The following is a 21,557-nucleotide window of genomic DNA, read 5'->3' as shown; positions in this document are numbered from 1 at the left end:
GCTCGCGGCGGACGTGCGTGGCAAGGAACATCTGCTTTCTCCTCCAGTCTTCGACGGGAATCGTACCCCGGGCGAGCCCGGACTCGTCATTCCCCGCCTTCCTTCGCCTTGGGCGGGCGCCCACGCTTGGGGCGCACCGGCTCCGCCAGCTTCACCCCGCGCTGCGCCAGCGCCTCGCGCAACAGGCACTCGACCTGGGCATTGACGCTCCTCAGGTCGCTCGCCGCCGAGCGCTCGATCGCCGCATGCAGGGCGGGATCGAGGCGCAGCGGAAAGGCCTTCTTCTGCGGCGACTGGGACACGGGCTACGCCTTGCGCATCACTGATAGAGCGAGCCCGTGTTGACCACCGGCTGGGTGTCACGCTCGCCGCACAGCACCACCATCAGGTTCGAGACCATCGCGGCACGGCGCTCGTCGTCGAGATCGACCACCTGCTTGGCGGAGAGCTGGGCGAGCGCCATCTCGACCATGCCGACCGCGCCCTCGACCAAAGTCTGGCGGGCGGCGACCACGGCCTGGGCCTGCTGACGGCGGAGCATCGCGCCGGCGATCTCCTGCGCATAGGCCAGGTGGGTGAAGCCGCATTCGTCGACAGTGATGCCGGCGACGCGCAGCCGGGCGATCAGTTCCTCGCGCAGCTCCGAGCCGACCTGGTCGTGATTGCCGCGCAGCGTGACTTCCTGATGCTCGAAATCGTCATAGGGATAGCGCGAGCCGATCGTGCGCACCGCCGCCTCGATCTGGACGTTCACGAACGCCTTATAGTCGTCGACGTCGAACAGCGCCTGCGCGGTGTCGGTCACGCGCCACACCACCTGCGCCGCCATCTCGATCGGATTGCCGCGCAGATCGTTCACCTTGATCCGCTCGGAAATGATGTTGTTGGCGCGCACCGAGACCTTCTTCTTGCTCATCCACGGCCAGGTCCAGCGCAGGCCCGTAGTGCGGTCAGTGCCCCGATAATCGCCGAACAGCGTGATCACCGCCGCCTGGTTGGGCTGGAGCAGATAGAAGCCGCAAAGCACGAACAGCTCGATCAGGATCGAGGCGAGCAGCCAGGAAATCACGATCCAGTCCGCCATCCGGTCGATCTGGGTGAGCGCGCCCACCGTGGCGGCCAGCGCGACCAGCAGCACGAGGAGCATGCCATAGCCGCTCATCGTGATCGCGGTCTTCTCGCTGCTCTGGCGCAGTGCCGGGGTGGCGCTCCGAACGTCGGTCATCATTACCTCCAGAAATTATGATATCTTATTTATATCGATTCGAAAGGGGCCGCAAGGCGGAATCGCTGGCCGTTCAGCTGGGGCTCATTCGGGCTGGGCGACGATCGGCCGATCTCGATCCGGGGGGAAATCGATGCGACCGCTCCTGCTTGCCCTCTGCCTGGCCCCGCTGCTTCCGGCCGCGCCGGCCTTGGCACGGCCCGTCGCCGCCGCGGCGATCGCGGACGAGGCGGATGCGGCGCTGGCCGCCGCCGTCCCCTCCGGCGGCTCGGGCGCCACCGTCCTGATCGCGCGCGGCGACACGATCCTCTACCGGCGGACGCGGGGCATGGCCGAGGCCGAGCTCGGCGTGCCGATGGCGCCGGACCAGATCTTCCGGATCGCCTCGATCACCAAGAGCTTCACCGCCGCGCTGATCGTGCAGATGGCCGAGCGCGGCGAGGTGGCGCTGGACGCGCCGGCGGCCCGCTACCTGCCCGGGCTGCCGCTCGATCCGCGCATCACGCTGCGCCAGCTGCTGAGCCACACCGCCGGGATCGCGGAGACCGACGCCACGCCGCAGCCGCCCTTCGGCCCGGGCGAGGTCCCGCTGGCGCAGCAGGTCGCGCGGATCGCGGCACGGCCGCTGCGCTTCGCCCCGGGCACCGAGCAGCGCTATTCCAATTCGGGCTATATGCTGCTGGGCGCGGTGATCGAGAAGGTGACCGGCCAATCCTGGGACGAGGCGATGCGCACCCGCCTGTTCGCGCCGCTGGGGCTCACCGACACCGCCTATGACCGCCGGGACGCGATCGTGGCGCGGCGCGTGGCGGGATACACGCTGGCCGATGGGCAGCTCCGCAACGCCGCGGCGTTCAACATGTCGCTTCCCAAGACCGCGGGATCGCTGCGATCGTCGGCGGCGGACCTGATGCGCTGGATGCGGGCGCTGGCGCATGGCCGGGTGGTGAGCGCGGCCGGCTTCGCCCAGATGGCGCAGCCCGCGCTTGCCGGCGTGCCGCTGCAGGAGCGTTACGGGCTGGGCCTCTATGTCTGGCAGGTCCGCGGGCAGACGGCGATCGGGCACACCGGCCAGATCGACGGCTTCGCATCCGCGCTGCTCTATCTCCCGGCGTCGGACACGGTGATCGTCGTGCTCGCCAACAACGACATGTTCGACGCGCAGACGCTGGCGCGGCGTATGGCGGCGATCGCCCTGGGCAAGCCCTATCCGCTGCCGCTTTCCGAACGGGCATTGCCCCCGGAAGCGGCCGCGCTGCCCGGGGTCTATGGCAGCGATCCCGCGACGATGCGCACGCTCGCGATTGCCGGGGGCCGGCTCACCATCGCCCGTGCCGGGCGCGCGGCGATCCCGGTCATGCTCGACGCGCGGGGCGATATCCGCTTCCTGCCCGACGAGATCAGCTATTTCACTCCGGTCCGCGATGCCGCGGGCAAGGTGATCCGGCTCGACTATTTCGCCAAGGGCGAGGGCCCGGCCCTGGCGCTGCCGCGCACGGACCCGCGCTAGGTTGGAGACTCATCTTCTCCAGCGTCACCCCCGCATCCCTTCAACTGTCATCCCCGCGCAGGCGGGGATCCAGGGCCAAGAGCAAGGACGGCGAGGCTAGCTTTGCCGTTTCCGGCCAGCACCCGCGTGATCGCTTCGATCGTCCCCTACTACCCTAGATCCCCGCCTGCGCGGGGATGACGGGCGTAGTTTCAAGGACTTGCTTGGGTTCTCAACCTGGGGCGAGAAGCTGGACAAGCCATTGAACCTGCTTGCGTCATCCCCGCGAAGGCGCGGATGACGGTTGAAGGAATATGCGGCCCCACCCTGGGCACGAAAGGGCCGCCGGAGTTTCCCCCGGCGGCCCGTTTCGCGGCGAACGAAACGCCTTAGCTGATGACGATCGTCACCGCGCGGCGGTTCTGCGCCCAGCTGGCATCGTCCGAGCCCAGCGCGATCGGGCGCTCCTTGCCATAGCTGATCGTGGTGATCCGCGCCGGCGAGATGCCGCGCGAGGCAAGATAGTTCTTGGCGGCATTGGCGCGACGATCGCCCAGCGCGAGATTGTATTCGCGAGTGCCGCGCTCGTCGCAATGCCCCTCGATCGTGATCCGGGTGTTGGGATGGCTCGTCAGCCACTGCGCCTGGCTGTCCAGGATCGCGCGCGCCTCGGGATCGATGTCATACTGGTCGAACGCGAAATGCACGGTGTCGCTCGACACTTCGCGGCGGAACTGCTCGTTGATCGGTGCCGCGACCGTGTCGCTGTCGCCCTCGCCCGGATTGACCGGGCCGGTTTCCGACGGCGCGGGCGGAATCGTGGTCGCGTCGCGCTTCTTGGCGCAGCCCGCAGTGGCGAGCAGCGCGATGCCGAGCACCAGGCCGGTCGTGATCTTGGACATGGTCTTTTCTCCTTTTCTCAGCGCACCCGGTCCGCTTGCCAGGGCCTTAGCACGAATGCCGTTACGTTTCAGGGACGAATCGGTCCCCAACTGGGATCCGACCCGTCGAGCGGCGTGGGAATCCGCCGCGCATTGGTGCCGGTGAGGTCCACCGACCACAGGTCCGGGCGGCCCGAGCCCTGGGCCGAGCGGAAGAACATCAGCACCCGGCCGTTGGGCGACCAGCTCGGCGCCTCGTCACCCCAGCTGTTGGTGAGCAGCTTCTCGCCGCCGCCGCCCGGATTCATCACGCCGATCCGGAACGCGCCGCCACCGGTGCGGGTGAAGGCGATCAGATCGCCGCGCGGGCTCCACACCGGCGTGGCATAGCGCCCGCCGCCAAAGCTGATCCGGTGCTGGTTCGAGCCGTCGGCGTTCATCACATAGAGCTGCTGCGTGCCGCTGCGATCGCTCTCGAACACGATCTTCGAGCCGTCGGGCGAATAGCTGCCGCCGGTGTCGATGCCCGGCGAATTGGTGAGCCGCTGCGGCTCGCCGCCGGCCGATGCGATGCGGTAGATATCGGTATTGCCGGCCTGCGCCATCGAGAACAGCACCTGGCGACCGTCGGGCGAGAAGCGCGGCGCGAAGCTGAGGCTGACATTGGAGACGAGCAGGCGGTTCTCGCGCGTCCCCATGTCGTAGACATAGATGGCCGGCTTGCGCTGCGTGTAGCTCATATAGACGATCGCGTTCTGCTTCGGGCTCATGCGCGGCGTGAGCACGATCGACTGGCCGTTGGTCAGGAAGCGGTGGTTGGCGCCGTCCTGGTCCATGATCGCCAGCTGCTTGCGGCGCCTGTTCTTGGGGCCGGTCTCCGCGACATAGACCACCTGGCTGTCGAAATACGGCCCCTCACCGGTGAGCTTCGAATAGACGGCGTCGGCACATTTGTGCGCGGCGCGGCGCCAGTCGGCCGGCGAGACGACGAAGCCCTGGCGGACCAGCTCGCTCTGCAGCAGCACGTCGTAGAGATAGCAACCCACGGTGAGCGAGCCATTGGCGTTGGCGCGGACATAGCCCTGGATGATCGCCTGGTTGCCGTTCCAGCTGCCGTAATTGGGCGCGGTCACTTCGCTATAGGCGATGCCGCGGCTGGCCGAGGGGCCGCGCGTCTTGAACAGGCCGGTGTTGCGCAGATCGTCTTCCACCACCTGGGCGAGCTTGGCGCCGAGCTGGTCGGTCGGGCCGGCCGGAGTGGAAACGCTCTCCGAGGTGGGCATCGCCGGAATCGCGATGACGAGGTCCTTGGCGGCGGTGTTGGTCACGTCGACGCTGAGCGGCTGGTCCTGGGGCTGCGGCTGCGCCTGTTGCTGCGGCGCGGGCGCCGGCACGTCCTGCGCCTGCGCGACGGTGGCGGCAGTGCTCGCCAGCAGGGCCGCGATCGTCAGATGGGCAAATTTCATCTTCACAGGTCCTCGTACAAAACCGGGGCTATGACTTTCCACGCATCATAGAATTGCGCGGGCAGCTTGAAGGGAGCGGCGAGCTTTACCGCGCGGATCGCGCGATCCTTGGCGAGATCGGCCTGGGCGCGGTTGCTGTCGGTGATGCCGGTCTGCGTCACTTGCGGCTCGCTGGCGAGCGTGCCGTCCTGGTTGAGCCTGACGGTCACCTTGGTGCGCAGCTTGTCCGAATCGGCGCCGCTGGGCGGAGCCCAGTGCGGGCGGATCTGGCGGATGATGGCGGCGCTGAGCGCGGCCCTGACCTCGGGCCCCGCGGTCGCGGCCGGCGGCGCGACCGATGCGCTCTTGCTCGGCTTGTCGTTGATGCCGTTGAGCAGGCCGTCGAGCCGCCCGGTCGGCGCGACCGGGCGCCGGGCGGGAGGACGCGCGGGCGCCTGGGCCGGGGCGGCCTTGGGCGGCGTCTTCGGCGCGGGCTTCACTGCATCGGGCGCGGGCACCGGCTTGGGCGGCGCCGGCTGCGGCTTGGCGATCGGCTGCGGATTGGGCGCCGGCTCGGGCGGCGCGCTGTCCGGCTCGATCGGCGCTTCCACCGGCGCGAGCTTGGGGGCCGGCGCCTCGCTGGTCGGATTGGGCGACGTGCTCTCCAGCGCGACCTGATCGACCAGCGCGACTTCGATCGGCACGGGCTTGAGCTTCAGGGGATTGGGGGTGGCGAGGAAGCCGACCGACAGGATGCCGAAGAGCGCGACATGCCCCAGCACCGCAACCGTCAGCCCTGCTCCCTCGGCCCTGTCCATCACGGCTTCGCGCTCGCGTCGGTGATCAGCGAGACGCGGTTGAGCCCGGCATGGTTGAGCTCGCCCATCACTTTCATGACCTTGCCATAGCCCAGGCCCTGATCGGCGCGCAGGAACACCGCCGCCGGCTTGCCGTCCGGCCCCGGCGCGCGGCCGGCGATCGCCGCGAGCCGGCCGGGCAGGGCGGCATCCGAAGTCAGCTCGTTGTCGACGAAGATCTGGCCCTTGTCGTCGATCGCGATCTGGACCGGCTTCTGATCCTGGTCGAGCGCCTTGGCGCGGCTCTCGGGCAGGTTCACCGGCACGCCGGCGGTGAGCAGCGGCGCCGTGACCATGAAGATGATCAGCAGCACCAGCATCACGTCGACCAGCGGCGTGACGTTGATCTCCGCCATGGGCTGGCGGCGGCCGCGGCCCTTGTTCGAGGGAAGGTGCATCGCCATCGCCTCAGGCCTCCATCTCCAGGCGGCGGCTCAGCGTCGCGTGGAAGCCGTCGGCGAAGCGGTTGAGCCGGGCCTCCACCCGGTTCACGCCGTGCGAATAGCGATTATAGGCGATCACCGCGGGAATGGCGGCGAACAGGCCGATCGCCGTCGCGAAGAGCGCCTCGGCGATGCCCGGCGCCACCACGGCGAGCGACGAGCTCTGCTCCTTGGCGATGCCGGTGAAGCTGCGCATGATGCCCCAGACCGTGCCGAACAGGCCGACGAACGGCGCGACCGAGCCGACCGTGGCGAGGAAGTTGAGGCGATCGGCAAGCTTGTCGACCTCCTGCGCGATCGTGGCGCCCATCGCGGTGGCCAGGCGCTCGCGCGTGCCCTCGCGGTCGATCGCCTTGCCGCTGGTCGAGCGGCGCCATTCGGTGACGCCGGCGGCGAAGACGCGGGAGATCGGCTGGTCGCGGCCGGCGGCGCGGCGATGGAACTCGTCGATGTCGTCGGCTTCGCGATATTCCGCCTCGAACCGGTCGATCGCCTTCTTCACCGCGCCGACCTTGAAGCCGAACGACAGGATGATCGCCCAGGTCCAGAGCGAGGCGAGCAGCAGGCCGAGCATCACGGCGCGCACCACCCAGTCCGCCTGCAGGAACAGGCCGATCGGCGACATGGTGGCGGCGTCGGTGCTGATGAATTCCATGATCGGTTCAGGTCCCCTTGAAGAGCAGCGGTGTGAAACGTTCCATCCACGCCGCCGGCTGGCGGCGCGGACGGCCGGACGGGGCGACGAACACCGCCTCGATCTCCGCTTCGGCCACTATGGTAACGTCGCGCATGACTCGTTGATGAATGTCCACTGCGGCGGGGCGCAACCGGACCAGCCGGCTGACCACCACCAGTTCGTCGCCCAGGCGCGCCGGCGCCCGGTAACGGATGTTCGCCTCGCGCAGCGCATAGGCGCCCTCGCCCGCTTCGTGCGCCGCACGCTGATCGATGCCGGCAAGCGCCAGCATATCCGAGCGGGCCCGCTCCATGAACCTGAGATAGTTGGCGTGATAGACCACCCCGCTCAGATCGGTGTCCTCGAAATAGACACGCAGGACGAAGTGATGCTCGAGACCCGCGAAGCGGCCAGGGGCAAAGCATGCGTCCATGGCCGGCCACCTAACCCAGCGATTCCGCCGGGGGAACCCCTTGCCTCAGTCGAACAGCCCTTCCTGCGCGGTGGACGGAGGCGTGAGCCCCAGATGCTTCCATCCCGCCGCGTTGAGGCAGCGTCCCCGCGCCGTGCGCGCGATCATCCCGATCTGGATCAGATAGGGCTCGATCACTTCCTCGATCGTGTCGCGCGGCTCCGAAAGCCCCGCCGCCAGCGTTTCCACCCCCACCGGGCCGCCCTTGTAGATGTCGGCGATCATGGTGAGGTAGCGCCGGTCCATCGCGTCGAGCCCCAGTGCATCGACCTCGAGCCGGGTGAGCGACTGGTCCGCCACCCGGGCATGAACCGTCTCCTCGCCCAGCACATTGGCGAAGTCGCGCACTCGCCGCAGCAGCCGCCCGGCGATGCGCGGCGTGCCGCGCGCGCGCCGCGCGATCTCGTGCGCGCCATCGGGCGCGACATGCAGGTCGAGCAGGCGGGCGGCGCGGGCGACGACGCGCTCCAGCTCGTCCACCGCATAGAAATTGAGGCGCACCGGAATGCCGAACCGGTCGCGCAGCGGCTGGGTGAGCAGCCCCTGGCGCGTGGTGGCGCCGACCAGGGTGAAGCGCGGCAGATCGATCCGCACGCTGCGCGCCGACGGCCCCTCGCCGATCATGAGATCCAGCGCGCGGTCCTCCATTGCCGGATAGAGTACTTCCTCGACCGCGGGATTCAGCCGGTGGATCTCGTCGATGAACAGCACGTCGCCATCCTCGAGATTGGTGAGCAGCGCGGCGAGATCGCCGGACTTGGCGATCACCGGGCCCGAAGTGGCGCGGAACCCCACGCCCATCTCGCGCGCGATGATCTGGGCGAGCGTGGTCTTGCCCAGCCCCGGCGGGCCGAAGAACAGCACATGATCCAGCGCCTCGCCGCGCGATCGGGCCGCATCGATGAACACGCGCAGATTCTCGCGCGCCGCCCGCTGGCCGACAAACTCGTCCAGGCTCTTGGGGCGCAGCGCGGCGTCGACATCGTCGATGCGGCGGGCGGAGGAGAGGAGGCGATCGGAATCGGTCATGCTGACGCCCAAAGCTCGCAATATCCCTCGCCGGTCAACACCTCGACCGCATTGAAGCGCCGCTGGAGATAGCGCAGGACATCTTCAGGGAAAGCTGCACGCGCCTGCGCCAGGTTCGCATCCTCCGGCAAGCCGGGAAGATAGGCGGCCACGCTGCGCTCGCCCAGGTAATGCCGCGCGCGCACCGGCGCGGCAGGGTCGCCAAAGAAATAATCGAGGAAATTATAGTCCTGCACGAGCTCGCCGTGATCGAACATCATGTCGCGCCCATGCGTGATGCGGAAGGGTGCGCCCAGGTCGCCCGCCTCGAACGACAGGAACGGCGAAGGCGGCTCGCCGGGAGCGGTCCAGCCAGCCATGCCCTGCCAGCCGGGGACGAAGGGATGATCGACCTTGCTCATCCCAGCAACCCGCTCAGCAGCGCCGGGTGGAAGCTCCAGCCCAGGAACCCGCACAGCCCCATGAACAGCCCAAAGGCGCCGAAGCCCCAGGCCACCCAGAGCAGCCAGCCGCTCTCCACCAGCGCGGCGACGGCGGCGACCGAGATGGCGGTGGCGACCGATGCGTCGCTCGCGTCGAACTGGTCGTCATGCACGTTCAGCGCATCGTAGAGATCGCTCCGCGCCTTCGCATCGGCGGCCAGACCCGGCGCCTCCGCCTTGTATTTCGCAATGTCGCGGTCGAGCCCGGCGAGCACCGGCGCCGCGCGCTGCGGATCGGCCAGCAGGGCGATCTGAAGGCGACTCGCCTCGGCGACGTGCAGCTTGGTCTTGGCCGCCTGATACTGGTTCCATTTGTCGACCGAATCGGACTGGGCCTGCTGCATCGCCTGGACGATGTTGCCGTCCTTGATCCCGCACACCCCCATGAACACGGACAGCACCACCACCGTGATCGCCACGTTCCGGTTGAGCGACTTGTCCTTGGCCTCGGCGCTGACTTCGATTTCCATGGCCCCGCCCTATTCCTCTCGCAGCGACGCGGCTAGACCGGGCACATGGCGCGCCCGGACCTGCTGCTCGCAACGCCCATTTCCGCGCCGCTGCGCGCGGCGCTTGCCGAACGCTTCACCCTGCACGAGGGCGATCCGCCGCCGGGCGTCCGCGCGGTGGTGGGCGGCGGCATGGCGAAGATCGATGCCGCGCTGCTCGCCCGCCTCCCCGCGCTGGAGATCGTCGCGATTCACGGCGTCGGCCATGACCGAGTCGATCTCGACGCGCTCGACGCCCGCGGCATCCGCATCACTACCACGGCAGGCGTCCTGACCGAGGATGTCGCCGACCAGGCGATCGCGCTGATGCTGGCGGTGCAGCGGCGCATCGCGGCGAACGACGCGCTGGTGCGGGCAGGCGGCTGGACCGCTCCGCTCGGCCGGCGGGCAAGCGGGTGCCGCATCGGGATCTTCGGGCTCGGCCGGATCGGGCATGCGATCGCGCTGCGGGCCGCGCCCTTTGCCCGGGAGCTGCTCTACGGCGCACGCGCCGAAAAGCCGGTGCCGTGGCGCTTCGTGCCCGATATCGCCGTGCTGGCGGAAGCGAGCGACGTGCTGATCCTCGCCGCGACCGGCGGGCCCGGAACGCAGCGCATCGTCGATGCCGCGGTGCTCGACCGGCTGGGCCCCGGCGGCGTGCTGATCAACATCGCCCGCGGCAGCCTGGTCGACCAGGACGCGCTGGTCGCCGCGCTGGCCGCGGGCCGCATCGCCGGCGCCGGGCTCGACGTCTTCGCCGAGGAGCCATACGTGCCCCAGGCGCTGCGCGCGATGGACCAGGTGGTGCTCGCCCCCCATCAGGGCAGCGCGACCGAGGAAGCCCGTACCGCGATGCGCGACCTGGTGCTCGCCAATCTCGATGCGCATTTCGCCGGCAGGCCGCTGGTAACGCCGCTGCGCCGGGAGCGCCGGGCAGTCAGCCATGACGTTCCACCGCGCCGGTGATCTCTACCCAGGCGCATTGGCGCTCCTCCCACACCGAGACGGTGGGCGCGGGGAAGGCGGGATCGGCAAAGGCGCCCACCGGAATCGCGATCGCGTCGGGGATGCCGCCGCCGCTGTACCAGACATTGCCGCCGCAGATCGGGCAGAAGTGAAAGCTGGCCGGCAGCCCGCCACTCTCCGACGCCGCGATCCATTCGGTCGACCGGCCGGTGATCGTCACCTGCCCCACCGGAAAGCGCGCCTGCACCGCGAAGGCCGATCCGCTGCGCTGCTTGCAGTTGAGACAGTGGCAGACCGAGATACGCACCGGCTCGCCCACACATTCGGCACGGAGCTGGCCGCAGCGGCAGGCGGCGGTGCGCACCGTCACTTCGCCGCCTTGCGCAGCGCCAGCCGCACCAGCGCATCCAGCGTCGCGCCGGCACCCAGCTCGTCCGCAGCGGCATGGACCGCGGCGCTCGCCTCGGCCGGCTTGAAGCCCAGGTTGAGCATCGCCGAGATCGCGTCCTGCGCCGCGCCGCCCGCAGCCGCGGCGCCCGGACCGCCACCGCCGCCGAGCGCCACGCCGCCGGCCTTGTCCTTGAGCTCGTTGACGATGCGCTGGGCGAGCTTGGGCCCCACACCGTTCGCCCGCGCGATCATCGCCGAATCGGCGCGCGCCACCGCGGTCTGCACTTCCTCGGGCGACAGGATCGAAAGAATGGCCAGCGCCACCTTGGCGCCGACGCCCTGCACGCTGGTGAGCAGGCGGAACCAGTCGCGCTCGCTCGCGGTGGCGAAGCCCATCAGCCGGATCGAATCCTCGCTCACCAGCATCTCGGTGTGGAGGGTGACCAGCCCGCCGGTGGCGCCCAGCGCGGTGATCGTCCGGCCCGAGGCACCGGCGAGATAGCCGACGCCGTTCACGTCGATCACGACATGGTCGAGCCCCGTCGCTTCCAGCCGGCCCTTGAGGTGCGCGATCATCGCCGATCCTCCGCGCGGAAGGTTACGAAGCCTAGGCCACGCGGCCCCCGATTTCCCCGCCGCGCGCAGCATCCGGCGAATGGCGGGCAGGCGGAGCAGGGGAGGAGGCGCGCGCGCATGCCCGGTACATAAGCGGAACAAGCGGGGATAGGGAAGCGAAATCACCGCATCCCCGCCCGGCATCGAGGCCTGGCCGCGCCGTGCCACTGTGCCGCCGGGGCAAAAAGGGGGGAAATCGAGATGGCGTTCTGGAAGGTGGACCTGACCACGGAGGACGGCGCGCTGGGCGCCGCGCAGCTGGGCGGCCATGCCGGTTTCGTCGCGGGGGCGCTGAGCGCCTTCGGGCTGCTGGTCGTGGGCTGGTACCTGGGGACGCCCGGCGCGCCGGCGGCGACGATGGTGCTCGGCGTCGCCGCGGCCGAGACGGTGCTCTTCACGGGCGCGGGCTTCCGCCTGCGCGCGGGGCGCGGGCTGGCATGGGGCAGCGTCGCGGCGTTCCTGCTCGTGCTCGAATTCCTCGGCAAGCTCGCCACGCTCAACATCATGGGCCTCGTCATCAACGCGGTGCTGACGATCGGCGTGATCAACGGCCTGCGCGGCGCGCGGGCGCCGAAGCGCAACGCATTCGATGGCGCCGCGGCCGCGGCGATCTTCGGATAGCCCCTGGCGGAACGATCGCCGCCTTCCCACCTGCGGGGCGAGGACATCCGGGGGAACCAAGTGATCGCCGCGCTTCTGGGACTATGGCTCGCGCTGCTGCTCGCCGGCGACACGCCGGCCGGGGGCCTGATGCGCCGCGCCCTCGTCGAATGGCCCGCGGCACGGCTGGCACGGATCCGGCGCGGGGCGGTGATCGCCTGGATGATCCTCGGCGCGATCGGCCTGCTCTGCTTCTGGTTCCTCGAGGAGGAAGGCCTTCGCCTCTTTGCCATGGCGCTGCCTGAGATCGCCGGCTGGATCACGATGTTCGAGGTCGGCACGCTGGTCGACACGATCCTGGTGGCGGCGATGGCGGCATCGACGCTGCGCTTCGGCGCGGTGCGGCACTGGATCGCCGCGCGGCTGCCGACGGGCCGGCGCGCGAAGCGGGCGCGGCGGGCGCGGCCGGTGGCGCGCCCCTCCAATGACGATGAGGACGGACCGGCCCCGGCGCTGGCCGCCTAGCGCAGCCCGAAGCGCGCGCTCGCCAGATGGTGGGCGTGGCAGATGGCGACGGCGAGCGCGTCGGCCGCGTCGGCCCCGGCGATCTTCACCCCGGGCAGCAGCACCTGCACCATCGCATGGACCTGCGCCTTGTCGGCATTGCCGACGCCGACGACCGATTTCTTGACCGTGCTCGGCTTGTATTCGCCGACATCGATGCCGGTGCGCGCGGCGGCGCACAGCACCACCCCGCGCGCCTGCCCGAGCTTGAGCGTCGACTGGGCATTGGAATTGACGAACACCTCTTCCACCGCCGCCGCCTCCGGCCCGTGATCGGCGATCAGCGCGGCGAGCATGGCGTCGAGATGCGCGAGCCGGCGCGGGAGCGGCGCCTGGGTATCCGTCTTCAACCGCCCGTTGGCGAGGTGCGACAGGCGATTGCCCTCGGCGCGGATCAGCCCCCAGCCGGTGGTGCCGAGGCCGGGATCGAGGCCGAGGATGATCATCGGATTCTGCACGCGAAGGCGCGAAGGCGCGAAGAAGCAAGAGAGTGGTTCGCGCGAAGCGGCGGAATAGCCCGGCGCTCCCTCTGCGCGGCACCGCCGCGGACCTCGGGGCCGCGGGCGCGGCAAGTGCGCTCCGCGCCTCCGCGCTTCCGCGCGAACCGATCGTCTTCGCGGCTTCGCGGCTTCGCGTGAATCAATCTCAGCCCAGCTTCTCCATCACTTCGTCCGAGACTTCGTAATTGCCCCACACCGTCTGGACATCGTCGTCGTCGTCGAGCGCGTCGATCAGCTTGAACAGCTTGGCCGCATCCTCCTCGCCGACATCGACCATCGTCTGGGGCCGCCAGGCGAGCTTGGCGCCCTCGGCCTCGCCGAGGACCGGCTCCAGGGCGCGGGCGACTTCGTGGAGCGCGTCCTGCGCGGTCCAGATCTCATGACCTTCCTCGGAGCTGGCCACGTCCTCGGCCCCTGCCTCGAGCGCGGCTTCGAACACCTTCTCGGCGTCGCCGGCCTTGGCGGGATAGTTGATCAGGCCCATCCGGTCGAAACCGTGGCTCACCGAGCCGGCGGTGCCGAGATTGCCGCCATTCTTCGATACCGCGGTGCGCACATTGGTGGCGGTGCGGTTGCGATTGTCGGTCAGCGCCTCGATGATCAGCGAGACGCCGCCCGGGCCGAAGCCCTCGTAGCGGATCTCTTCGTAATTCTCGCCGTCGCCCTTGCTCGCCTTGTCGATCGAGCGCTGGATATTGTCCTTGGGCATCGACTGCGCCTTGGCCGCGGCGATCGCGGCGCGCAGGCGCGGGTTCATGTCGGGATCGGGCAAGCCCATCTTCGCGGCGACGGTGATTTCGCGGCTGAGCTTGGAGAACATGCTCGAGCGCTTCTTATCCTGCGCGCCCTTGCGGTGCATGATGTTCTTGAATTTGGAATGGCCTGCCATTGCGCTCTCGTATGAAACTGGTCGCGCGGCTTTAGGCCAGGCACAGGGCGATGGGCAATGGCCGCCCCGTTTCGTCCCCCATGGCGGCTCCGGATCGGGTCCGGGGCCGCCCCGGGGGACGGCGTAGCGGTTCAGATGCCCAGCGCCTGCTTGTAGGTCTCGAGCAGCATCTCCGCCTCGTCGCGGTGATGCTTCTCCATCTTCCGCAGGCGGACGATCGAGCGCATCGTCTTCACGTCGAAGCCGGTCGACTTGGCTTCGGCGTAGACGTCCTTGATGTCGTCGGCGATGCCCTTCTTCTCTTCCTCGAGCCGCTCGATCCGCTCGATGAGGAGGCGCAGCTGTTCGGCGGAAATCGAATCGGACAAGGTGGAAGCTCCTGGAGAATAGAGTCGGGAAAGCGGCGCGATTATCGGAGCCCGCCGCCCTGCTCAACCCCCAACGCGCCGCCCGTCCCGGTCGATTGCCCCTTGCGGCCGGTCCCGCTATCTGCCGGCCATGCCCTTTCTCCGCCGAATCGCGCTTTCCGCTGCCGTCGCGCTCGCCCTGCTGCCCGCCACCGCCCCGGCCCAGAACCGGCCCGCGGCCGTTGTCCCGGCGCCGGCCAGGCCGGTCGCCCCGGTGCAGCTGCCGCCGACCATGCGCGTGCCGCCCCGCCCCGCGCCGGCCCCGGCCGACAAGCAGCCCTTCGCCGCGGAGATCGCCGCGTTCGAGGCCCGTGATGCCGCGGCCAGGCCGGCAAGGGGCGGGGTGCTGTTCCTCGGCAGCTCGAGCATCCGCATGTGGACCGATCTCGCGCGCGATTTCCCCGGCCACAATGTCGTCAACCGGGGCTTTGGCGGTTCCACCATTCCCGACAGCGTCCGCTATTTCGACCGGATCGTGGTGCCCCATGCGCCGAAGACCATCGTCTTCTATGCCGGCGACAACGACCTGGAGGCCGGGCACACGCCCGAGGAAGTGCTCTCCGATTTCGAGGCGCTGGTGACCAAGGTGCATTTCCGCCTTCCCGGCACCCGCGTCCTGTTCGTCGCGATCAAGCCCAGCCCGTCGCGCTGGCGGCTGATCGACGGGATCCGCGCGGCCAACGCGCTGGTGCACAACTATGTCGCGACCGACCGGCGGCTCGGCTATGTCGACATCTTCTCCGCGATGCTGGGTCCCGACGGCAAGCCCCGCCCCGAGCTTTATCGCGAGGACGGCCTGCACATGACCCGCGCGGGCTATGACATCTGGCGCGCCGCGGTGGCCAAGGCGATGAAGTGGAAGCTCCCGGCGCCGGCCGCCAACCCGGCCCGGCCGGCGATCAGCGCCCCGGCTCGGTCATCGAAGGCGGGTCGCTAGCCGGGAAGCTCTCGTCCAGCGCCTCGTCCAGCGCGGCGTTGCGCTGCAGGCTCGCTTCCATCCGGGCGACCTGCTCGGGCGTGGCTTCGCCCTGGTGGCGCGCCTTCCACTCCGCGAAGGGCATGCCGTAGACGATGCGGCGCGCATCGTCCCGGGCGATCGACGGGTCGGCCTCGACGATCCAGTCGGCCAGGCAGTTGCGGCAGAAGCCCGCCAGGCCCATCAGATCGATGTTCTGCGCATCGGTGCGATGGCGGAGATGGCGGACGACGCTGCGGAACGCCTTGGCCGCCACGGCGTCGTCCAGCTGGTCGAGTTCGTCCATTTATCGCACCTCCACGGTTGATCCTCCGGGATATGAGGCTAGAGGCACCGAGGCACAAGCCGAGGATATGACAACGATGACAAAGGCAATCAGCCCCCGCACGCGCAAGGTTCGCATCCTCGCCACGCTCGGCCCCGCCAGCGCGACGCCCGAGATGATCGCCAAGCTGTTCGAGGCGGGCGCCGATGCGTTCCGGATCAACATGAGCCATGGCGACCAGGCATCGAAGGTGCCGCTGTTCGCGGCGATCCGCGGGCTCGAGCAGAAATATGGCCGCCCGACCACGATCCTGGCGGACCTGCAGGGCCCGAAGCTGCGCGTCGGCAAGTTCGCCGATGGCAAGGTCCAGCTGGTCACCGGCCACGAGTTCATCCTCGACCGCGACAAAACGCCCGGCGACGCCACGCGCGTCGAGCTGCCGCACCGCGAGATCTTCGAGGCGGCGCACGAGAATGCCCGCCTGCTGCTCGACGACGGCAAGCTGGTGCTGCGCGTCGTCTCGGTCGCGCCGGATCGCCTGACCACGATCGTCGAGGTCGGCGGGGCGCTGTCGAACAACAAGGGCCTGAACGTGCCCGACATGGTGCTGCCGCTCGCCGCGCTCACCGAGAAGGACCGCAGCGACCTCGCCTTCGCGGTGGAGCAGGGCGCCGACTGGATCGCGCTCAGCTTCGTCCAGCGCCCCGAGGACCTGATGGAAGCCCGCCGCCTGATCGGCGGCAAGGCGGCCCTGCTCGCCAAGATCGAGAAGCCGAGCGCGATCGCGCGCCTCGACGAGATCGTCGAGCAGTGCGATGGCGTGATGGTCGCGCGCGGCGACCTGGGCGTGGAACTGCCGCCGCAGAGCGTGCCGCCGCTCCAGAAGCGCATCGTCGAGACCGCGCGCCGCATGGGCCGCCCGGTGATCGTCGCCACCCAGATGCTCGAATCGATGATCGAGAGCCCGTCGCCGACGCGCGCCGAAGTCTCCGACGTCGCCACCGCGGTCTATGACGGCGCCGACGCGATCATGCTCTCGGCCGAGAGCGCCGCGGGCAAATGGCCGGTCGAATCGGTGGCGATGATGAACTCGATCGCCGATGCGGTGGAGCGCGATCCCGCGCATGGCGACCGCGTCCACTTCACCGTGACCCGGCCGGACCCCACCACCGCCGACGCGCTGGCCGAAGCCGCGAAGAACATCGCGCGCACCGTCTCCGCCTCGGGCATCACCTGCTTCACCAGCTCCGGCTCGACCGCGCGGCGAATCGCGCGCGAGCGCCCGTCGGTGCCGATCCTGGTGCTCACGCCCAAGATCGATACGGCGCGCCGGCTCGGCCTGCTCTGGGGCACGCATGCGGTCCATACGCGCGACGTCGATTCGTTCGAGGAGATGGTCGCCAAGTCGAAGCGGATGGCGCTGCGCCACCATATCGCCGCAGCGGGCGACCGCGTGGTGCTATGCGCCGGCGTGCCGTTCCGGACGCCCGGCTCGACCAACGTGCTGCACGTGGTCACGCTGGTCGGCGACGAGCTGAAGAACCATCCCGGCCGCGAAGGGCCGGACGCGATCTGATTTCCGCCGATTCCCCTCCCTGGAAGGGAGGGGCCAGGGGTGGGTGGATATACGCGTTACGGCAACGCCAGGCTCGAGGACCCGGTATCGCCAGGAACCGCCCCCTACCCCTCCCTTCCAGGGAGGGGAGTTCAGAACAGCCCGAACGCTTCCAGATCGGCGCGCAGCTTGGCCGCGCCGGTGAAGTGCAGCGCATGGATGCCCGCGTCCGCCGCGGCGGCGACGTTGGGCAGGCTGTCGTCGATGAACACCGCGTCCGGCCCCGCAAGGCCGAATCGGCGCAGCGCGAGCGCGTAGATCGCGGGATCGGGCTTCACCAGCCTCTCGTCGCCCGAGACGACGATGTCGCGGAAGCGATCGAACAGCGCAGCTTCGCGCGCGCGGAACGGCGGCCAGAACTCGCCGGAGAAATTGGTGATCGCGAACAGCGGCACGCCGGCGGCGTCGAGCGCCTCGACGAGCGCGGTCATGCCGGGAATCGCCGGCCCCAGCGTCTCGTTGAAGCGCGGCCCCCAGGCGGCGATCAGCGCCGCATGCTCCGGAAAGCGCGCGCCCAGCTCTGCCGAGGTCTCCGCGAACGGACGCCCCGCATCGTGCTGGAAATGCCACTCCCGGGTGACGACGTTCGCCAGAAACGCTTCGAGCGCCCGATCGTCCTCGATCAGGCGCTCGTAGAGGAACCGAGGTTCCCAGTCGAACAGCACCTTCCCGACATCGAAGATGACGGTGTGGGGCTGGACCACGCGAATCAGCCCTGGCGGGCCTTGAAACGCTTCTGGGTCTTGTTGATGACGTAGATGCGCCCACGACGGCGGATCACGCGGTTGTCGCGATGCCGATCCTTGAGCGACTTCAATGAATTCACGATCTTCATGACCGATTCGCTTCTCAAACTGTAGGAATGCTGGAAAGAGGGGCTCGCCTAGTGGCCGATGCCCACCAAGTCAAGGCAGGAGTCGCCCCGTGGCCCAGCGGAACTGACTCGACCTGATCCGTGTTGGAGGGCAAACGGAGACGTTCCGTTCGCGAAACAGGAGTTCGTCCGCGTGAAGAAGCCGCTCAGCATCGCCCTGCTCGCCGCGCTGGGAGCCTGTGCCCCCAGCTATCGCCCGCAGCCGATCGACGTCACTCGTTATCATCTGGGCGCGCCGATCGAGCGCACCACCGTCGCGGTCGAGCCGATGGCCAACACCGATTCGTTCGGCCCCGAATATCAGACCTATGCCGATGCGGTGCGCGCCGAGCTGGAGCGGCTGGGCTATGTCCAGTCGGTGAGCAGCATGCCGTCGGGCTATATCGCCGCGGTCGGCTTCCGCCGCACCAGCAAGGGCGCGTTCAAGGAACCGCCGCCGGTCAGCATCGGCCTGGGCGCGGGCGGCTTCGGCGGCGGGCGCCGCGGCGGCGTGGGGGTCGGCGGCGATGTCGGCTTCGGCATCGGCGGCAAGACGCGCGAACTCTATCAGACCGAGCTGTGGGTGCAGCTGCGCCGCCGCAGCGACAACACCACCGTGTGGGAAGGCCGCGCGCAGAGCGGCAGCGTGAGCGGCACCGATCCCGACCAGCCCGGCGCGGCGGCCGCGCGCATGGCCAAGGCGCTCTTCAAGGACTTCCCCGGCGAGTCCGGCATCACTATCACGGTGAAATGACCATCCAGATCAATTCCGGCTTCGATTCCGGCAACATCCGCGTCGTGGGGATCGAGGGCGACCGCGTCGACCTCGAGATCGTCACCGATCACCTCTCGGACTTCTACCAGTGGTTCCACTTCCGCGTGGCCGGGGCGAAGGGGCGCACGCTCACCTTCCGTCTGCTGAACGCGGGCGGTGCCGCCTATGCGTTCGGCTGGCCGGACTATCAGGCGCGCTGGTCGACCGATCGCGAGGCGTGGCGCACCGCCGATTCGTCCTATGCCGACGGCGTGCTGCACTTCACCAAGGCAATCGATACCGACCTGGTGTGGTTCGCCTATTTCGCGCCCTATTCGATGGAGCGGCACCACGACCTGGTCAGCCGCATGGCACTGATGCCCGGCGTGTCGCACCGCGAGCTGGGCAAGACGCTCGACGGCCAGCCGATGGACCTGCTGACGCTCGGCACCGGGCCGAAGACGGTGTGGCTCTATGCGCGCCAGCACCCGGGCGAGACCATGGCCGAATGGTGGATGGAAGGGGCGCTCGAGTTCCTGACCGACCCGACCAACCCGATCGCCCTTGCCCTGCGCGAGAAGGCGATGTTCCACATCGTGCCGAACATGAACCCGGACGGCTCGCGCCGCGGGCATCTGCGCACCAACGCCGCGGGCATCAACCTCAACCGCGAATGGCATGCTCCGACGATGGAGAAGAGCCCCGAGGTGTTCCTCGTCCGCGCGGCGATGGACGAGACCGGCGTCGATTTCGCGATCGACGTGCATGGCGACGAGGCAATTCCCGCCAACTTCCTCGCCGGCTTCGAAGGCATCGCGTCCTGGACCGACGCGCATGGCGAGAAATTCTACGAGTATGCCCGCCGCCTCGCCGGGGCGACGCCCGATTTCCAGCTCGACCTGGGCTATGAGAAATCGGCACCCGGCCAGGCGAATCTCTCGATGTCGACCAACCAGCTCGCCGAGCGGTTCGGCGCGGTCTCGATGACGCTGGAAATGCCGTTCAAGGACCATGCCGCGAACGCCGATCCCGAATTCGCCTGGTCCCCCGCGCGCTGCAAGACGCTGGCGCATTCCTGTCTTGAGACTTTGGCAGGATTTATCGACGAGATCTGAGGGAAGCGGAATCGCGGGAGGAAGGATGCTCGAACTGAGAATGGCGGCGGGGGCCGCCGCCATGATCGCGTGGCTCGCGCCGGTGCAGGCACAGGCACAGGCGGGAGCGGTGCCCGAGCCGGCGATCGCCACCTATGTGGCGGAGCACGCCGTCGCGGCCCCCGGTGAGCTGCGCCCGGTGATGGCGGTCGGCGAGCCCCGGAGCTGGATCCTGCCGGCCGACATTCCCGAGCGCTTCCGCGCCGAGGCGCGCGGCGAGAAGCTCCAGCCGCGGTTCCAGCATATATTGGGGCAGATCGGGATCGAACTGTCGGTCGACGACAGGGATGCGATCACCGATTGCCGGGGCACCTATGGCCATGTCGCGCTCGCCCCGCAATTCTGCGAGGTGCTGCGGCACCGGGGCAAGTTCCGCCACGCGCTGACGCTCGACGGCAAGCCCGCGCCCGGCACGGCTTCGCTGACGATCCAGTTCTCGGTGGGAGGCGAGGGAGCGGAGATCGGCCTGCCCCCGGCGCCTCCGGCGCCGATGGGCTGGCCCGTGGTCCATGCGCGCGGCACCGCCACCATGATTCGCCAGCCCGAATGGCGACGCTTCTCCAAGGTCCGCGACGGACGGCAGAGCGCGATCGCGCTGTTGCTGGAGTCGGGCACTGTCCTGTCCTGCAAGCTGCTGCAATCGAGCGGCGATGCCGGGCTGGACGCGGCGAGCTGCGACGCGGCGCGCACCGGCGCCTATGCGATCGAGCCGGCGCAGACCTATGCGCAGCTGCCCATGCTCGTCCGCTGGAACCGGGACGGTGCCCAGGCGATGCTGCCGATACGGGAAAGCTACCAGCGCCCGGCGCCGGCGAGCGCCGCCGAGCTGGTCGTGCGCGGCACGGCCGGATCGCCGGCGGAGGCATGGCTCACCCTGTCGCAGAGCGGAGCGATCACCGATTGCCGGATATCGCTCTCCGCCGGCAGCGACGCGGCGGACGTGGCGCTGTGCGCGGCGATGCGCAGCGCCAGATTCAATCCGGCAAGCGACGTGTTCGGCCTGCCGATGGAGAGCAGGTATCTCGCCAAGGTGCGTTTCGAATGACCGATATCCGCGAAGGCGGGCTGGACGATGCGCGCGTCCGCTCGCTGCTCGAAGTGCATTTTGCCGGCATGCTGGCCAATTCGCCCAAGGACAGCACGCATTTCCTCGACTTCTCCGGTCTCGCCGCGCCCGACGTGACCTTCTGGACCGTGTGGGACGGCGACGACCTGCTGGGCTGCGGCGCGCTGCGCGAGCTCGATCCCGAGCATGGCGAGATCAAGTCGATGCGCACCGCCTCGGAGCATCTGCGCCGCGGCACCGGGGCCAAGCTGGTCGCACATATCCTGGGCACCGCCCGTTCGCGGGGCTATCGGCGCGTGAGCCTGGAGACGGGATCGGGCGAGGCCTTCGATGCCGCCCATGCGCTCTACCGCCAGTTCGGCTTCACCGAATGCGGGCCGTTCGGCGACTATCGCGAGGACCCGTTCAGCCGGTTCCTGTCGCGCGTGGTGTAGGCCGCAGCGCCGGGGTCCGGCG

Annotated in this window: 29 protein-coding genes; 10 read left to right on the top strand and 19 right to left on the bottom strand. The window is 69.2% G+C overall.

Going from position 1 to position 21,557, the window contains the following annotated elements; genetic code table 11:
• Positions 1-86: 86 nt before the first annotated feature.
• Positions 87-302: a toxin-antitoxin system HicB family antitoxin gene (locus ACIQCS_RS22535; protein ID WP_345848924.1), complete on the bottom strand. Its 216-nt coding sequence runs from the start codon at positions 300-302 to the stop codon at positions 87-89.
• 17 nt (positions 303-319) lie between these two features.
• Positions 320-1,225: an SPFH domain-containing protein gene (locus ACIQCS_RS22530; RefSeq protein WP_345848927.1), complete on the bottom strand. Its 906-nt coding sequence runs from the start codon at positions 1,223-1,225 to the stop codon at positions 320-322.
• Positions 1,226-1,358: 133 nt separating this feature from the next.
• Between ACIQCS_RS22530 and ACIQCS_RS22525 the strand changes: the two genes are divergently transcribed.
• Positions 1,359-2,735, top strand: coding sequence for a serine hydrolase domain-containing protein (locus tag ACIQCS_RS22525; protein WP_345848928.1), 1,377 nt, complete (start codon positions 1,359-1,361; stop codon positions 2,733-2,735).
• Positions 2,736-3,103: 368 nt separating this feature from the next.
• On the opposite strand, the gene pal is transcribed toward ACIQCS_RS22525, so the two are convergent.
• From pal to ACIQCS_RS22480, 9 genes are all read right to left on the bottom strand, one after another.
• Positions 3,104-3,616, bottom strand: coding sequence for a peptidoglycan-associated lipoprotein Pal (pal, locus tag ACIQCS_RS22520; RefSeq protein ID WP_086130485.1), 513 nt, complete (start codon positions 3,614-3,616; stop codon positions 3,104-3,106).
• 68 nt (positions 3,617-3,684) lie between these two features.
• Positions 3,685-5,061 carry a Tol-Pal system beta propeller repeat protein TolB gene (tolB, locus tag ACIQCS_RS22515; protein ID WP_345848931.1) on the bottom strand — a complete coding sequence of 459 codons (1,377 nt, stop codon included), beginning with the start codon at positions 5,059-5,061 and terminating at the stop codon, positions 3,685-3,687.
• Between the two features lie 2 nt (positions 5,062-5,063).
• Positions 5,064-5,858 carry a TonB C-terminal domain-containing protein gene (locus ACIQCS_RS22510; protein ID WP_345848933.1) on the bottom strand — a complete coding sequence of 265 codons (795 nt, stop codon included), beginning with the start codon at positions 5,856-5,858 and terminating at the stop codon, positions 5,064-5,066.
• A complete protein-coding gene (tolR, locus tag ACIQCS_RS22505) occupies positions 5,858-6,301 on the bottom strand; it encodes a protein TolR (protein ID WP_345848934.1) in 444 nt (147 codons plus the stop codon). Before tolR ends, ACIQCS_RS22510 begins: the two co-directional genes overlap by 1 nt.
• 4 nt (positions 6,302-6,305) lie before the next feature.
• On the bottom strand, positions 6,306-6,995 hold the full coding sequence (gene tolQ, locus ACIQCS_RS22500; RefSeq protein WP_345848935.1) for a protein TolQ: 690 nt from the start codon (positions 6,993-6,995) through the stop codon (positions 6,306-6,308).
• A gap of 7 nt (positions 6,996-7,002) precedes the next feature.
• Complete coding sequence (locus tag ACIQCS_RS22495) at positions 7,003-7,449, bottom strand: YbgC/FadM family acyl-CoA thioesterase (protein ID WP_345848936.1); 447 nt, start codon at positions 7,447-7,449, stop codon at positions 7,003-7,005.
• A 45-nt stretch (positions 7,450-7,494) separates the two neighbouring features.
• Positions 7,495-8,517: a Holliday junction branch migration DNA helicase RuvB gene (ruvB, locus tag ACIQCS_RS22490; protein ID WP_345848937.1), complete on the bottom strand. Its 1,023-nt coding sequence runs from the start codon at positions 8,515-8,517 to the stop codon at positions 7,495-7,497.
• Positions 8,514-8,918: a hypothetical protein gene (locus ACIQCS_RS22485; protein ID WP_345848938.1), complete on the bottom strand. Its 405-nt coding sequence runs from the start codon at positions 8,916-8,918 to the stop codon at positions 8,514-8,516. The genes ruvB and ACIQCS_RS22485 overlap by 4 nt, the downstream gene beginning before the upstream one ends.
• The gene (locus ACIQCS_RS22480; protein ID WP_345848940.1) at positions 8,915-9,469 is read right to left on the bottom strand and encodes a DUF4337 domain-containing protein; all 555 of its coding nucleotides are present in this window, start codon (positions 9,467-9,469) and stop codon (positions 8,915-8,917) included. The genes ACIQCS_RS22485 and ACIQCS_RS22480 overlap by 4 nt, the downstream gene beginning before the upstream one ends.
• Before the next feature lie 45 nt (positions 9,470-9,514).
• On the opposite strand from ACIQCS_RS22480, the gene ACIQCS_RS22475 reads away from it, so the two are divergent.
• The gene (locus ACIQCS_RS22475) at positions 9,515-10,453 is read left to right on the top strand and encodes a 2-hydroxyacid dehydrogenase (RefSeq protein WP_345848942.1); all 939 of its coding nucleotides are present in this window, start codon (positions 9,515-9,517) and stop codon (positions 10,451-10,453) included.
• On the opposite strand, the gene ACIQCS_RS22470 is transcribed toward ACIQCS_RS22475, so the two are convergent.
• Both ACIQCS_RS22470 and ruvA read right to left on the bottom strand, forming a co-directional pair.
• The gene (locus tag ACIQCS_RS22470; protein WP_345848943.1) at positions 10,425-10,823 is read right to left on the bottom strand and encodes a GFA family protein; all 399 of its coding nucleotides are present in this window, start codon (positions 10,821-10,823) and stop codon (positions 10,425-10,427) included. The two genes, ACIQCS_RS22475 and ACIQCS_RS22470, sit on opposite strands and share 29 nt — an antisense overlap.
• Entirely contained in the window at positions 10,820-11,419 is a 600-nt protein-coding gene (gene ruvA / locus ACIQCS_RS22465) for a Holliday junction branch migration protein RuvA (protein WP_345848944.1), read from the bottom strand. Before ruvA ends, ACIQCS_RS22470 begins: the two co-directional genes overlap by 4 nt.
• A 240-nt stretch (positions 11,420-11,659) precedes the next feature.
• Between ruvA and ACIQCS_RS22460 the strand changes: the two genes are divergently transcribed.
• Entirely contained in the window at positions 11,660-12,079 is a 420-nt protein-coding gene (locus ACIQCS_RS22460) for a hypothetical protein (RefSeq protein ID WP_345848946.1), read from the top strand.
• Between the two features lie 60 nt (positions 12,080-12,139).
• On the top strand, positions 12,140-12,583 hold the full coding sequence (locus tag ACIQCS_RS22455) for a hypothetical protein (protein WP_345848948.1): 444 nt from the start codon (positions 12,140-12,142) through the stop codon (positions 12,581-12,583).
• Here the strand turns inward: ACIQCS_RS22455 and ruvC are convergent.
• The 3 genes from ruvC to ACIQCS_RS22440 form a co-directional block, all read right to left on the bottom strand.
• Positions 12,580-13,068, bottom strand: coding sequence for a crossover junction endodeoxyribonuclease RuvC (gene ruvC, locus ACIQCS_RS22450; protein ID WP_345848949.1), 489 nt, complete (start codon positions 13,066-13,068; stop codon positions 12,580-12,582). The two genes, ACIQCS_RS22455 and ruvC, sit on opposite strands and share 4 nt — an antisense overlap.
• Before the next feature lie 199 nt (positions 13,069-13,267).
• Positions 13,268-14,011, bottom strand: a complete 744-nt coding sequence (locus ACIQCS_RS22445; RefSeq protein ID WP_280279809.1) for a YebC/PmpR family DNA-binding transcriptional regulator — start codon at positions 14,009-14,011, stop codon at positions 13,268-13,270.
• Between the two features lie 131 nt (positions 14,012-14,142).
• Positions 14,143-14,379, bottom strand: coding sequence for a DUF2312 domain-containing protein (locus ACIQCS_RS22440; RefSeq protein ID WP_280279808.1), 237 nt, complete (start codon positions 14,377-14,379; stop codon positions 14,143-14,145).
• A gap of 130 nt (positions 14,380-14,509) precedes the next feature.
• On the opposite strand from ACIQCS_RS22440, the gene ACIQCS_RS22435 reads away from it, so the two are divergent.
• Positions 14,510-15,355, top strand: coding sequence for an SGNH/GDSL hydrolase family protein (locus ACIQCS_RS22435; protein WP_345848953.1), 846 nt, complete (start codon positions 14,510-14,512; stop codon positions 15,353-15,355).
• Here the strand turns inward: ACIQCS_RS22435 and ACIQCS_RS22430 are convergent.
• A complete protein-coding gene (locus ACIQCS_RS22430; protein ID WP_345848954.1) occupies positions 15,318-15,680 on the bottom strand; it encodes a DUF1244 domain-containing protein in 363 nt (120 codons plus the stop codon). The two genes, ACIQCS_RS22435 and ACIQCS_RS22430, sit on opposite strands and share 38 nt — an antisense overlap.
• Positions 15,681-15,756: 76 nt before the next feature.
• On the opposite strand from ACIQCS_RS22430, the gene pyk reads away from it, so the two are divergent.
• Positions 15,757-17,235, top strand: coding sequence for a pyruvate kinase (gene pyk / locus ACIQCS_RS22425; protein WP_280280554.1), 1,479 nt, complete (start codon positions 15,757-15,759; stop codon positions 17,233-17,235).
• Positions 17,236-17,366: 131 nt separating this feature from the next.
• On the opposite strand, the gene ACIQCS_RS22420 is transcribed toward pyk, so the two are convergent.
• Both ACIQCS_RS22420 and ykgO read right to left on the bottom strand, forming a co-directional pair.
• Positions 17,367-17,978, bottom strand: a complete 612-nt coding sequence (locus ACIQCS_RS22420) for an HAD-IA family hydrolase (protein ID WP_345848957.1) — start codon at positions 17,976-17,978, stop codon at positions 17,367-17,369.
• Between the two features lie 5 nt (positions 17,979-17,983).
• Positions 17,984-18,109: a type B 50S ribosomal protein L36 gene (gene ykgO / locus ACIQCS_RS22415; RefSeq protein WP_086130464.1), complete on the bottom strand. Its 126-nt coding sequence runs from the start codon at positions 18,107-18,109 to the stop codon at positions 17,984-17,986.
• 172 nt (positions 18,110-18,281) lie between these two features.
• On the opposite strand from ykgO, the gene ACIQCS_RS22410 reads away from it, so the two are divergent.
• Genes ACIQCS_RS22410 through ACIQCS_RS22395 form a run of 4 tightly spaced genes read left to right on the top strand, consistent with a single transcriptional unit; the run spans position 18,282 to position 21,535 of the window.
• Complete coding sequence (locus ACIQCS_RS22410) at positions 18,282-18,881, top strand: DUF4136 domain-containing protein (protein ID WP_345848959.1); 600 nt, start codon at positions 18,282-18,284, stop codon at positions 18,879-18,881.
• Complete coding sequence (locus ACIQCS_RS22405; protein WP_345848960.1) at positions 18,878-19,996, top strand: M14-type cytosolic carboxypeptidase; 1,119 nt, start codon at positions 18,878-18,880, stop codon at positions 19,994-19,996. Before ACIQCS_RS22410 ends, ACIQCS_RS22405 begins: the two co-directional genes overlap by 4 nt.
• A 25-nt stretch (positions 19,997-20,021) precedes the next feature.
• A complete protein-coding gene (locus ACIQCS_RS22400) occupies positions 20,022-21,080 on the top strand; it encodes a hypothetical protein (protein ID WP_345848962.1) in 1,059 nt (352 codons plus the stop codon).
• Entirely contained in the window at positions 21,077-21,535 is a 459-nt protein-coding gene (locus ACIQCS_RS22395) for a GNAT family N-acetyltransferase (protein WP_345848963.1), read from the top strand. The genes ACIQCS_RS22400 and ACIQCS_RS22395 overlap by 4 nt, the downstream gene beginning before the upstream one ends.
• The last annotated feature ends 22 nt before the right edge of the window (positions 21,536-21,557 follow it).

It is taken from the genome of Sphingomonas sp. NPDC092440, assembly GCF_044754985.1.
Taxonomy (GTDB): Bacteria; Pseudomonadota; Alphaproteobacteria; order Sphingomonadales; family Sphingomonadaceae; genus Sphingomonas.
The sequence above is the reverse complement of the archived record's forward strand: the minus strand, read 5'-3'. Positions and strand labels throughout refer to the sequence as shown.

Bases quoted from the DNA above. Each gene is read 5' to 3' on its own strand.
- ACIQCS_RS22530 (WP_345848927.1), bottom strand. From the start codon at position 1,225: ATGACCGACGTTCGGAGCGCCACCCCGGCACTGCGCCAGAGCAGCGAG.
- ACIQCS_RS22525 (WP_345848928.1), top strand. From the start codon at position 1,359: ATGCGACCGCTCCTGCTTGCCCTCTGCCTGGCCCCGCTGCTTCCGGCC.
- pal (WP_086130485.1), bottom strand. From the start codon at position 3,616: ATGTCCAAGATCACGACCGGCCTGGTGCTCGGCATCGCGCTGCTCGCC.
- tolB (WP_345848931.1), bottom strand. From the start codon at position 5,061: ATGAAATTTGCCCATCTGACGATCGCGGCCCTGCTGGCGAGCACTGCC.
- ACIQCS_RS22510 (WP_345848933.1), bottom strand. From the start codon at position 5,858: ATGGACAGGGCCGAGGGAGCAGGGCTGACGGTTGCGGTGCTGGGGCAT.
- tolR (WP_345848934.1), bottom strand. From the start codon at position 6,301: ATGGCGATGCACCTTCCCTCGAACAAGGGCCGCGGCCGCCGCCAGCCC.
- tolQ (WP_345848935.1), bottom strand. From the start codon at position 6,995: ATGGAATTCATCAGCACCGACGCCGCCACCATGTCGCCGATCGGCCTG.
- ACIQCS_RS22495 (WP_345848936.1), bottom strand. From the start codon at position 7,449: ATGGACGCATGCTTTGCCCCTGGCCGCTTCGCGGGTCTCGAGCATCAC.
- ruvB (WP_345848937.1), bottom strand. From the start codon at position 8,517: ATGACCGATTCCGATCGCCTCCTCTCCTCCGCCCGCCGCATCGACGAT.
- ACIQCS_RS22485 (WP_345848938.1), bottom strand. From the start codon at position 8,918: ATGAGCAAGGTCGATCATCCCTTCGTCCCCGGCTGGCAGGGCATGGCT.
- ACIQCS_RS22480 (WP_345848940.1), bottom strand. From the start codon at position 9,469: ATGGAAATCGAAGTCAGCGCCGAGGCCAAGGACAAGTCGCTCAACCGG.
- ACIQCS_RS22475 (WP_345848942.1), top strand. From the start codon at position 9,515: ATGGCGCGCCCGGACCTGCTGCTCGCAACGCCCATTTCCGCGCCGCTG.
- ruvA (WP_345848944.1), bottom strand. From the start codon at position 11,419: ATGATCGCGCACCTCAAGGGCCGGCTGGAAGCGACGGGGCTCGACCAT.
- ACIQCS_RS22460 (WP_345848946.1), top strand. From the start codon at position 11,660: ATGGCGTTCTGGAAGGTGGACCTGACCACGGAGGACGGCGCGCTGGGC.
- ruvC (WP_345848949.1), bottom strand. From the start codon at position 13,068: ATGATCATCCTCGGCCTCGATCCCGGCCTCGGCACCACCGGCTGGGGG.
- ACIQCS_RS22445 (WP_280279809.1), bottom strand. From the start codon at position 14,011: ATGGCAGGCCATTCCAAATTCAAGAACATCATGCACCGCAAGGGCGCG.
- ACIQCS_RS22435 (WP_345848953.1), top strand. From the start codon at position 14,510: ATGCCCTTTCTCCGCCGAATCGCGCTTTCCGCTGCCGTCGCGCTCGCC.
- ACIQCS_RS22430 (WP_345848954.1), bottom strand. From the start codon at position 15,680: ATGGACGAACTCGACCAGCTGGACGACGCCGTGGCGGCCAAGGCGTTC.
- pyk (WP_280280554.1), top strand. From the start codon at position 15,757: ATGACAAAGGCAATCAGCCCCCGCACGCGCAAGGTTCGCATCCTCGCC.
- ykgO (WP_086130464.1), bottom strand. From the start codon at position 18,109: ATGAAGATCGTGAATTCATTGAAGTCGCTCAAGGATCGGCATCGCGAC.
- ACIQCS_RS22405 (WP_345848960.1), top strand. From the start codon at position 18,878: ATGACCATCCAGATCAATTCCGGCTTCGATTCCGGCAACATCCGCGTC.
- ACIQCS_RS22400 (WP_345848962.1), top strand. From the start codon at position 20,022: ATGCTCGAACTGAGAATGGCGGCGGGGGCCGCCGCCATGATCGCGTGG.
- ACIQCS_RS22395 (WP_345848963.1), top strand. From the start codon at position 21,077: ATGACCGATATCCGCGAAGGCGGGCTGGACGATGCGCGCGTCCGCTCG.